6 protein-coding genes and 8 tRNA genes are annotated in these 8,664 nt (G+C 37.3%); 13 read left to right on the forward strand and 1 reads right to left on the reverse strand.

Going from position 1 to position 8,664, the window contains the following annotated elements; genetic code table 11:
* Positions 1–3 precede the first annotated feature (3 nt).
* From HHU12_RS23590 to HHU12_RS23635, 10 genes are all read left to right on the forward strand, one after another.
* Positions 4–81 (forward strand) — tRNA-Val (locus tag HHU12_RS23590).
* A 22-nt stretch (positions 82–103) separates the two neighbouring features.
* Positions 104–178, forward strand: a tRNA-Val gene (locus HHU12_RS23595).
* A 22-nt stretch (positions 179–200) separates the two neighbouring features.
* Positions 201–278, forward strand: a tRNA-Val gene (locus tag HHU12_RS23600).
* A gap of 22 nt (positions 279–300) precedes the next feature.
* Positions 301–375: transfer RNA gene (locus HHU12_RS23605), tRNA-Val, on the forward strand.
* Between the two features lie 23 nt (positions 376–398).
* Positions 399–476: transfer RNA gene (locus HHU12_RS23610), tRNA-Val, on the forward strand.
* 22 nt (positions 477–498) lie between these two features.
* Positions 499–573, forward strand: a tRNA-Val gene (locus tag HHU12_RS23615).
* Between the two features lie 24 nt (positions 574–597).
* Positions 598–675: transfer RNA gene (locus HHU12_RS23620), tRNA-Val, on the forward strand.
* Positions 676–697: 22 nt separating this feature from the next.
* A tRNA-Val gene (locus HHU12_RS23625) sits at positions 698–772 on the forward strand.
* Positions 773–933: 161 nt separating this feature from the next.
* Positions 934–2,409 (forward strand): IMP dehydrogenase, encoded by a 1,476-nt coding sequence (gene guaB / locus HHU12_RS23630; protein ID WP_169659203.1) that lies wholly within the window; start codon positions 934–936, stop codon positions 2,407–2,409.
* Positions 2,410–2,829: 420 nt separating this feature from the next.
* Positions 2,830–4,098 (forward strand): replication-associated recombination protein A, encoded by a 1,269-nt coding sequence (locus HHU12_RS23635; protein ID WP_169659209.1) that lies wholly within the window; start codon positions 2,830–2,832, stop codon positions 4,096–4,098.
* 224 nt (positions 4,099–4,322) lie between these two features.
* Here HHU12_RS23635 and HHU12_RS23640 read toward each other — a convergent pair whose 3' ends face one another.
* Positions 4,323–4,721 (reverse strand): hypothetical protein, encoded by a 399-nt coding sequence (locus HHU12_RS23640; protein ID WP_169659204.1) that lies wholly within the window; start codon positions 4,719–4,721, stop codon positions 4,323–4,325.
* A gap of 444 nt (positions 4,722–5,165) precedes the next feature.
* On the opposite strand from HHU12_RS23640, the gene rsmG reads away from it, so the two are divergent.
* Genes rsmG through menD form a run of 3 tightly spaced genes read left to right on the forward strand, consistent with a single transcriptional unit; the run spans position 5,166 to position 8,498 of the window.
* Positions 5,166–5,810 carry a 16S rRNA (guanine(527)-N(7))-methyltransferase RsmG gene (gene rsmG, locus HHU12_RS23645; RefSeq protein ID WP_169659205.1) on the forward strand — a complete coding sequence of 215 codons (645 nt, stop codon included), beginning with the start codon at positions 5,166–5,168 and terminating at the stop codon, positions 5,808–5,810.
* 3 nt (positions 5,811–5,813) lie between these two features.
* Complete coding sequence (locus HHU12_RS23650; protein ID WP_169659206.1) at positions 5,814–6,788, forward strand: polyprenyl synthetase family protein; 975 nt, start codon at positions 5,814–5,816, stop codon at positions 6,786–6,788.
* Positions 6,789–6,794: 6 nt separating this feature from the next.
* Positions 6,795–8,498 (forward strand): 2-succinyl-5-enolpyruvyl-6-hydroxy-3-cyclohexene-1-carboxylic-acid synthase, encoded by a 1,704-nt coding sequence (menD, locus tag HHU12_RS23655; protein ID WP_169659207.1) that lies wholly within the window; start codon positions 6,795–6,797, stop codon positions 8,496–8,498.
* Positions 8,499–8,664: the final 166 nt, after the last annotated feature.

The following is an 8,664-nucleotide window of genomic DNA, read 5'->3' on the forward strand; positions in this document are numbered from 1 at the left end:
AATGGGATGTTAGCTCAGTTGGTTTAGAGCACCTGCCTTACAAGCAGGGGGTCATTGGTTCGAATCCAATACGTCCCACCAGATTTTACAGATAGTAAAACCTGGGGTGTTAGCTCAGTTGGTTTAGAGCACCTGCCTTACAAGCAGGGGGTCACTGGTTCGAATCCAGTACGCCCCACAATTTGACATGATGTACAAATGGGATGTTAGCTCAGTTGGTTTAGAGCACCTGCCTTACAAGCAGGGGGTCATTGGTTCGAATCCAATACGTCCCACCAGATTTTACAGATAGTAAAACCTGGGGTGTTAGCTCAGTTGGTTTAGAGCACCTGCCTTACAAGCAGGGGGTCACTGGTTCGAATCCAGTACGCCCCACAATTATTGACATGATGTACAATGGGATGTTAGCTCAGTTGGTTTAGAGCACCTGCCTTACAAGCAGGGGGTCATTGGTTCGAATCCAATACGTCCCACCAGATTTTACAGATAGTAAAACCTGGGGTGTTAGCTCAGTTGGTTTAGAGCACCTGCCTTACAAGCAGGGGGTCACTGGTTCGAATCCAGTACGCCCCACAATTATTGACATGATGTACAAATGGGATGTTAGCTCAGTTGGTTTAGAGCACCTGCCTTACAAGCAGGGGGTCATTGGTTCGAATCCAATACGTCCCACCAGATTTTACAGATAGTAAAACCTGGGGTGTTAGCTCAGTTGGTTTAGAGCACCTGCCTTACAAGCAGGGGGTCACTGGTTCGAATCCAGTACGCCCCACAGTCAAAAAAAAGGACATACGTAATACGTGTGTCCTTTTTTTATGCCTAAATATCTGGTTAATAATTTTTTACAAAAAAAATAACACCAATATTGCTGAATAGTCATATATAGTTCTAACTTTGCACCGCAAATAATCACAGTTAAATTATTTGCTTCAAATGGCTATCGATCCAAGTAAAGTTTTGTATGAAGCACTCACATACGATGACGTGCTATTAAGACCTGGTTTCTCTGAAATCCTACCTAGAGAAACAACTACAAAAACAATGTTAACAAAAAACATTGCGTTGAATATTCCTTTAGTATCAGCTGCAATGGATACTGTAACAGAAGCTGAGTTAGCTATCGCAATGGCATTGGAAGGAGGTTTAGGCTTCATCCATAAAAACATGACCATTCAACAACAAGCTTCCCAAGTACGAAAAGTCAAGCGTTCGCAATCAGGAATGATTTTGGACCCAGTTACGTTAACTGCGAACAAAACATTATTTGAAGCAAACGAGTTAATGAGAGAATACAAAATCGGAGGTATTCCAGTAGTTGACGAAGAAGGACTTCTAATCGGTATTTTAACAAACAGAGACCTTCGCTTCCAGAAGGACTTAGGCATCGCTGTTAAGGATGTGATGACAAAGGAAAACCTTATCACAGCAGCAGATGGTATCACATTAGACGAGGCTCAAGAGATTCTTCAAGAGCATAAAATCGAAAAACTTCCAATCGTAAGTAAATCCAACAAGTTAGTTGGTTTGGTTACGTATAGAGATATTCTTAAGAACAAGAACAGACCAAACGCTTGTAAAGATCAGTATGGTCGTTTAAGAGTAGGTGCTGCAATTGGTGTTACTGCAGACCTTATGGAGAGAGTTGCTGAATTAAAAGCAGCAGGTGTTGATGTAGTAGGTTTAGATACTGCACACGGTCACTCAAAAGGTGTAATTGACGCATTAAAGAGAATCAAGAAGGAATTTCCAGATTTAGATGTTATAGTAGGTAACATTGCTACAGCAGAAGCAGCAGAAATGTTGGCAGACGCAGGTGCTGATGGTATCAAAGTAGGTGTTGGACCTGGTTCAATCTGTACTACACGTGTAATTGCAGGTGTTGGTGTACCTCAGTTATCAGCAGTATTCGAAGCGGCTTCAGTATTAAGAGAGAGAGGTGTTCCTTTCATCGCTGATGGTGGTGTTCGTTTCTCAGGTGACTTAGTAAAAGCTATCGCTGGTGGTGCTGATGTAGTAATGATCGGTTCATTATTAGCAGGTACTGACGAGGCTCCTGGTGATATGATTATCTTCGAAGGACGTAAGTTCAAATCATATAGAGGTATGGGTTCTGTAGAAGCAATGAACCAAGGTTCTAAAGACCGTTACTTCCAAGATGCAGAAGATGACATCAAAAAATTAGTACCAGAAGGAATTGCTGGACGTGTACCTTACAAAGGACGTGTTGAGGAAGTTCTTTATCAATTAGTAGGTGGATTAAAAGCAGGTATGGGTTACTGTGGTGCTGGATCTATCGAGCAATTGAAAGATGCTAAATTTGTGAAAATTACAGGTGCAGGTGTGAAAGAATCACATCCACACGATATCACAATTACAAGAGAAGCTCCAAACTACTCTTCTAAAGGGTAAGTTTTAGTTGCATAAAATTAAGAGAGGTCAGGCATTGCTTGACCTCTTTTTTTGTACCTTGAAGTTTTTGAGATGAAATAAGGTTCATTTGAGAAGCATGACAAATGAATGCACATATTTTGTGGACCCATAATTGAAATTATGGTCTTTTGGAAAAACATCTCATTTATCAACTCATGATCATAATATTTGACTTATCCATATATTAATGGATGTAGTACTTGTAGGTCATTGAAACATATCAAGTATAAAAGAGGTATAACTTCCTGCAAAAGATGGAGAAATACTAAATATTTACTTTTTCATTCATCATTCTTAACGCTTCATTCAAAATGTATCTTTTCTTTTGTCCTAGTACTTATGTATATTTGCTATAATATTGAGCAATTTAGTGTTTAAAATAAACGCAATAAGATTATGATGGGAGCCGCACCTTTGTCGGAGAGAATGAGACCAAAATCAGTTTTTGATGTGGTAGGACAGCGTCACCTTTTAGGAGATGACGGTGTTTTTAGAAGAATGGTAGAAAGCAAGACCATTCCCTCAATGATTCTTTGGGGCCCTCCAGGTGTAGGCAAAACAACTTTAGCAAGACTATTAGCTGAAGCAACAGGCAGGCCTTTTAAGACATTGAGTGCAGTAAGTGCAGGAGTTAAGGAAGTAAGAGAAGTCATCAAGGAAGCCACTTATGCCTATGGCACAATTTTGTTTATTGATGAGATTCATCGCTTCAGTAAATCACAACAAGATGCTTTGTTGAATGCTGTGGAGAAAGGTATTATTGTTTTGGTGGGAGCAACTACCGAAAACCCATCTTTTGAAGTGAATTCAGCCTTGATCTCTAGAAGTCAAGTCTATGTATTAGAATCTTTGGATAAGAAGGATTTATTAGAGTTGGTGAATAGAGCTATTAAAGAAGATCCTTATCTTAAAAAGAAAACCATACAATTAAAAGATACTTATAACCTTCTAAGGTATTCGGGTGGAGACGCAAGAAGGCTATTAAACCTCCTTGAACTTTCAGTGGATGCGGCAAAAGAGGAAGAAGGTGAAATTATCATTACAGATGAATTAGTCGCTATGGTTGCACAACAACGAGCGGCACGTTATGATAAAAAAGGAGAATCACATTATGATATCATCTCTGCTTTTATCAAATCTATCAGAGGTTCTGACCCGAATGCAGCAGTATATTGGTTGGCAAGAATGATTGAAGGAGGAGAAGATCCTAAATTTATTGCAAGAAGATTGATTATTTCAGCTTCTGAAGATATCGGCAACGCCAACCCTAACGCTTTGTTGATTGCTAATAACTGCATGCAAGCTATTCAAAATATTGGAATGCCTGAAGGACGAATCGTTTTGTCTCAAGCAACAACTTATTTGGCTTGTTCACCCAAAAGTAATGCAGCTTATACTGCGATTAAGGATGCTCAAAAAGTAGTAAAAATGACAGGAGATTTACCAGTTCCATTACATTTAAGAAATGCATCTACCAAATTAATGAAAGAATTGGGTTACGCAGATGCATACATTTACCCTCATGATGATCCCCAAGGTTTTATTCCTCAAGAGTACATGCCAGAAGGTTTAGAAGGAAAAACGCTTTATAAACCAAAGGTAAATAGTAGGGAAAAGGAAATGATGAATAGGTTGCAGTTGATGTGGCAGAAGAAGTATAAGTACTGATTGATAGATATTGATGTCATTTATAAAATCGATCTAGCGCAAGTGTTCAGTGGAGCGTGACTTGGACCAGTGGTAATCACTAAAATTGGATCTGAAATTAAGAAAAAGGGAGTTAGGTTGTGAATAGACTGTTCAAAAAGGTAGAAACAAAAAAATAGGGTCTCTGACCAAGAGACCCCTCTCACAGATTAACTGTGATAAACCACCCAAATATTTTTATATTATTACGCTGCTTTAATATTATCTCTACCCCAGATAGCGGCTTCTTCTGGAGATTCAAATAATTTTATTTTAAAACTACTTTCATTTTCTAGTAAATGTTCCAAATTAATAATCGAAAAACGTGTAAAAGGATCACAGTCATCTTCAATGATCACACCGAAGTACTGTACCTTCAATAGTAATATCTTTGGTATAAACCAACTGACCAGCCATGGATTAGAAGACATCCAACCACTCTTCACAAATCGAGCATCTAATAATACAACTTGAGGTTTCCCGCTTTGAATATCCTTCAAAGTGCTTTCAAGATTTTCGGTGAAAGCATCTGGTTGAAAAAAGCCCCTCATACGTATGGTGAGCGTATTATTTCTGCTGTTAATATCTGTGGTAAAGTTGGTCATAATAATATTAGGTTTTTGTAAAACAGTTTTTCAGAATGTTTGCTTCTATTACACCAATTTTCTTCTTTTTGTTCAATTATAGAAATATAAAGCATGTAATAGAATTCGGTTTGCAAAGTCATTTTTTGATGAAAACTTTACTTTTTCAATTTTTCTATGATGTGACAATTCTTCAATTATGAGTATTATTCTTGTTTTTCTTTAAAAAAGTGAATCAAGTAGTGAATTGCTTACATATAGTATTTTTAGAAGAAAATGGCAGTATAATAAAGAAGTTTTAACTGTGTTATGGAGGTAATTAGAATAATGCAACATGTATATTTTAGATAGATTTGCCTAAAAAACATTGATTTGATAATTATTATGGAATAATCTCTACAATAAATTTAAGATAGCTTTGAAATATCCTTAAATTTGGACCTTCATAACAGTGAACAAAAATTTATGGCACAAATAGATATTATTGAAAAATATTTCCCTGATTTAACTTCAGTGCAAAAAAATCAATTTGCTCAGTTGAGAGATCTTTACGCAGAGTGGAACGAGAAAGTAAATGTTATTTCTAGAAAGGATATTGATAACTTATACGAACGTCACGTACTGCACTCATTGAGTATTGCAAAGATCATCGAGTTCAAGCCAGGAACTGAGATTTTGGATGTTGGAACTGGAGGAGGTTTCCCAGGGATTCCATTAGCCATATTTTTCCCTAATGTGAAATTTCACCTTGTAGACTCTATTGCTAAGAAAATCAATGTGGTGAACGAGATTGCGAAAACAATCGGATTGACCAACGTGAAAGCTGAGCAAATGAGAGCTGAGAAAGTAGATGGTGAATATGACTTTGTTGTATCAAGAGCCGTAACAAGAATTGATGTTCTATTAAGATGGGTGAGGTCTAAAGTGGCTTTCCAACAAGGGCACGAAATGAGAAACGGTATTATTTGTTTAAAAGGAGGAGATCTGACAGAAGAGTTCTCAAAATTAAACAAAAAGAAATACAAGCTGTTTGATATGAAAGATCTCTATGAAGAAGACTTCTTTGAGACAAAAAAGATAGCTTACGTTCCAGTTACGAAGAATAAATAATATATGCCGAAGGTATTAGGGGATTTTCAACGTCCTGTGAAGGACCAAATGATTGAATTCGAAAAGAAGTTCCGCTATTTTATGAAAAGCGATGTAGCACTGTTAGACAGAATAATGAGCTACATAGTGAAAAGTAAAGGAAAGCAGATGAGACCCATTATGGTGTTTTTGACTGCTGGAGCTACTGGAAAAATTATAGATCAAACCTACAGAGGAGCTGCTTTAATAGAATTACTGCATACAGCCACTTTAGTACATGATGATGTAGTGGATGATGCTGACTATAGAAGAGGCTTCTTCTCTATCAAAGCTTTATGGAAAAATAAAACCGCTGTTCTAGTTGGTGATTACTTGTTGTCCAAGGGATTATTATTATCCGTTGAGAACGAGGATTTCGAATTGCTGAAATATGTGTCAACTGCCGTCAGAGAGATGAGTGAGGGGGAATTGATGCAGATTGAAAAGGCTAGAAGACTAGATATAACAGAGGATGTTTATTTTGAGATCATCCGACAAAAAACAGCTACATTGATTGCCGCTTGTACGGCGGTGGGTGCTTCATCGGCAGGGGCATCACAAGAAGTTGTGGATAGAATGAGGTTGATGGGTGAGAAAATTGGTATTGCATTCCAGATCAAAGATGATTTGTTTGACTATGGTACCGATGAAATTGGAAAACCTCTAGGTATAGACATTAAAGAAAAGAAAATGACCCTTCCTTTAATCTATGCATTGAATAATGCAGGATGGTTGAAAAAGAGGGAGATCATTTTTAAGATAAAAACACAAAATACAAATCAGAAAGTGGTCCGTGAGATCATTGATTTTGTAAGACAATCGGGCGGTTTAGAATATGCAGAAAAAACCATGCATGAATACATCAAAGAAGGTAGAGCTATTCTTGATGAATTGCCTGACTCTGAATACCGTCAAGCTTTGCATGAGCTGATTACTTATGTAGTGGAGAGAAAGAAATAAGAAGTAATGGGGCATAATAAGTCAGAATTATTGCATGAAGTAGGGCAGTTAGTGGCCCAGCTGTCTCTAATGGGAGTGAAGGATGTGGTACTTTCTCCTGGATCAAGAGTGGCACCTTTGGCACTTGCTTTTGCTAGACATCCTGATATCAATACACTATCTGTAAGTGATGAGCGTTCTGCTGCTTTTGTGGCAATGGGAATCGCTCAGCAAACGGAAAGTCCTGTAGTTATAGCATGTACTTCAGGAACTGCCGCACTTAATTACACTCCTGCAATCACTGAAGCTTATTATCAGAGAATTCCTGTTATTGTAATTACTGCTGATCGCCCAACAGAATGGATTGATCAGTGGGACGGACAAACGATTCGTCAGAATAATATCTTTGGAAATCATATCAAGAGAAGTTTCCAGATGCCTGACGATCTTTCACATGCTGACGCAAAATGGTATAAGGAAAGAATTGCTAATGAAGCCTTAAATGAGGCGTTGAGCTATCCACAAGGGCCAGTTCATATTAATTGGCCGTTAAGAGAGCCCTTTTATCCTGATGCAGAGGAACAGTTTGATTTTGATGCCTCTTCCATTAGAATAAGAAAAGAGCTAAGTTCAGAACCTTATTTAGAAGAGGAAGTATGGGAAGAAGAACTTATTCCCTTACTGCAACAGAATAAAAAGATACTTATTGTAGCTGGTCAAAGTCAGTTGGATAAGGAAGTAGAGGAAAGTTTATCCGCTTTGCCTTTTCCAGTCGTTTCTGATGTGATCTCAAACTATGGTCACTTAGAAAATGCTACCGTTCATCAAGACGTATTTCTTACTCCTGAAAAGAATAAGGATCTTCAACCTGATATACTTATTACTTTTGGGAAATCTGTCATCTCAAAGAATTTAAAACTGTTTTTAAGGAACAATAAGCCTTTAGAGCATTGGCATATTCAAGAAGCCGGTGATGTACCAGATCCATTTATGTCTTTGACCAAAGTTATTCGTTCATCGGAAGCATTGTTTTTTGATCAGCTGAATTCCATCAATTTTGAAGAAGAGGAATACATTGAATTTCTGACAAATTGGAAAGAAAATAATGATAGAGTAAAAGCCCAAAAAGCAGATTTCTTTGAGTTATTATCTTTCTCTGAGTTAGAGGTGGTAAACCATCTTATCAATTCTCTTCCAGAAAACTCAACACTTCACCTTGCTAATAGCATGTCAGTGAGGTATGCTAATTTTATTGGTGTAGAAAGAGAGGATGTAAAAGTTTTTGCCAATAGAGGAACAAGTGGTATTGATGGGAGTACAAGTACGGCTATTGGTCATGCGATTGCGAATCCTGATGAGCTACATTTCTTATTGACAGGAGATTTAGCTTTCTTTTATGATAGAAATGCTTTCTGGAATAACTATTTACCTTCCAATTTAAAAGTGGTTTTACTCAATAATCACGGAGGTGTTATTTTCAGAATGATCGACGGTCCTGCAAGACAACCAGAATTAGGGGAGTATTTTGAGACTGAACAAAGAACTTCAGCTAAGTATCTTGCAGAAGAATATAAACTGAAGCATTGGGAAATTAATTCCCGAGAAGAATTTTATTATACTTTTGACGAATTCATACAGCCTAACTCTCAAGCTTGTATTTATGAAGTGAAGAGTAAAAAAGAAATCAGTAAAAATACATTCAAAGCCTTTAAGAGAGAAGGAATGAAATAAACTTCTCCATAAACTATAGATATCATAAGCCACTTCATTATTGAAAATGAGGTGGCTTTTTGTTTGGGGTAACAATGTTAAGAGTGATTTAAAGTGGATCACCTTCAAAAAGTGGGCACAGGTTAACCAAATACCTTTGAAATTCTGAACAGGAAAAACTTTAAAT

The organism is Flammeovirga aprica JL-4, assembly GCF_012844305.1.
GTDB lineage: Bacteria > Bacteroidota > Bacteroidia > Cytophagales > Flammeovirgaceae > Flammeovirga > Flammeovirga aprica.

What these genes read in the sequence shown, in the direction of transcription:
- guaB (WP_169659203.1), top strand. Translation starts at nt 934, where the DNA reads ATGGCTATCGATCCAAGTAAAGTTTTGTATGAAGCACTCACATACGAT.
- HHU12_RS23635 (WP_169659209.1), top strand. Translation starts at nt 2,830, where the DNA reads ATGGGAGCCGCACCTTTGTCGGAGAGAATGAGACCAAAATCAGTTTTT.
- HHU12_RS23640 (WP_169659204.1), bottom strand. Translation starts at nt 4,721, where the DNA reads ATGACCAACTTTACCACAGATATTAACAGCAGAAATAATACGCTCACC.
- rsmG (WP_169659205.1), top strand. Translation starts at nt 5,166, where the DNA reads ATGGCACAAATAGATATTATTGAAAAATATTTCCCTGATTTAACTTCA.
- HHU12_RS23650 (WP_169659206.1), top strand. Translation starts at nt 5,814, where the DNA reads ATGCCGAAGGTATTAGGGGATTTTCAACGTCCTGTGAAGGACCAAATG.
- menD (WP_169659207.1), top strand. Translation starts at nt 6,795, where the DNA reads ATGGGGCATAATAAGTCAGAATTATTGCATGAAGTAGGGCAGTTAGTG.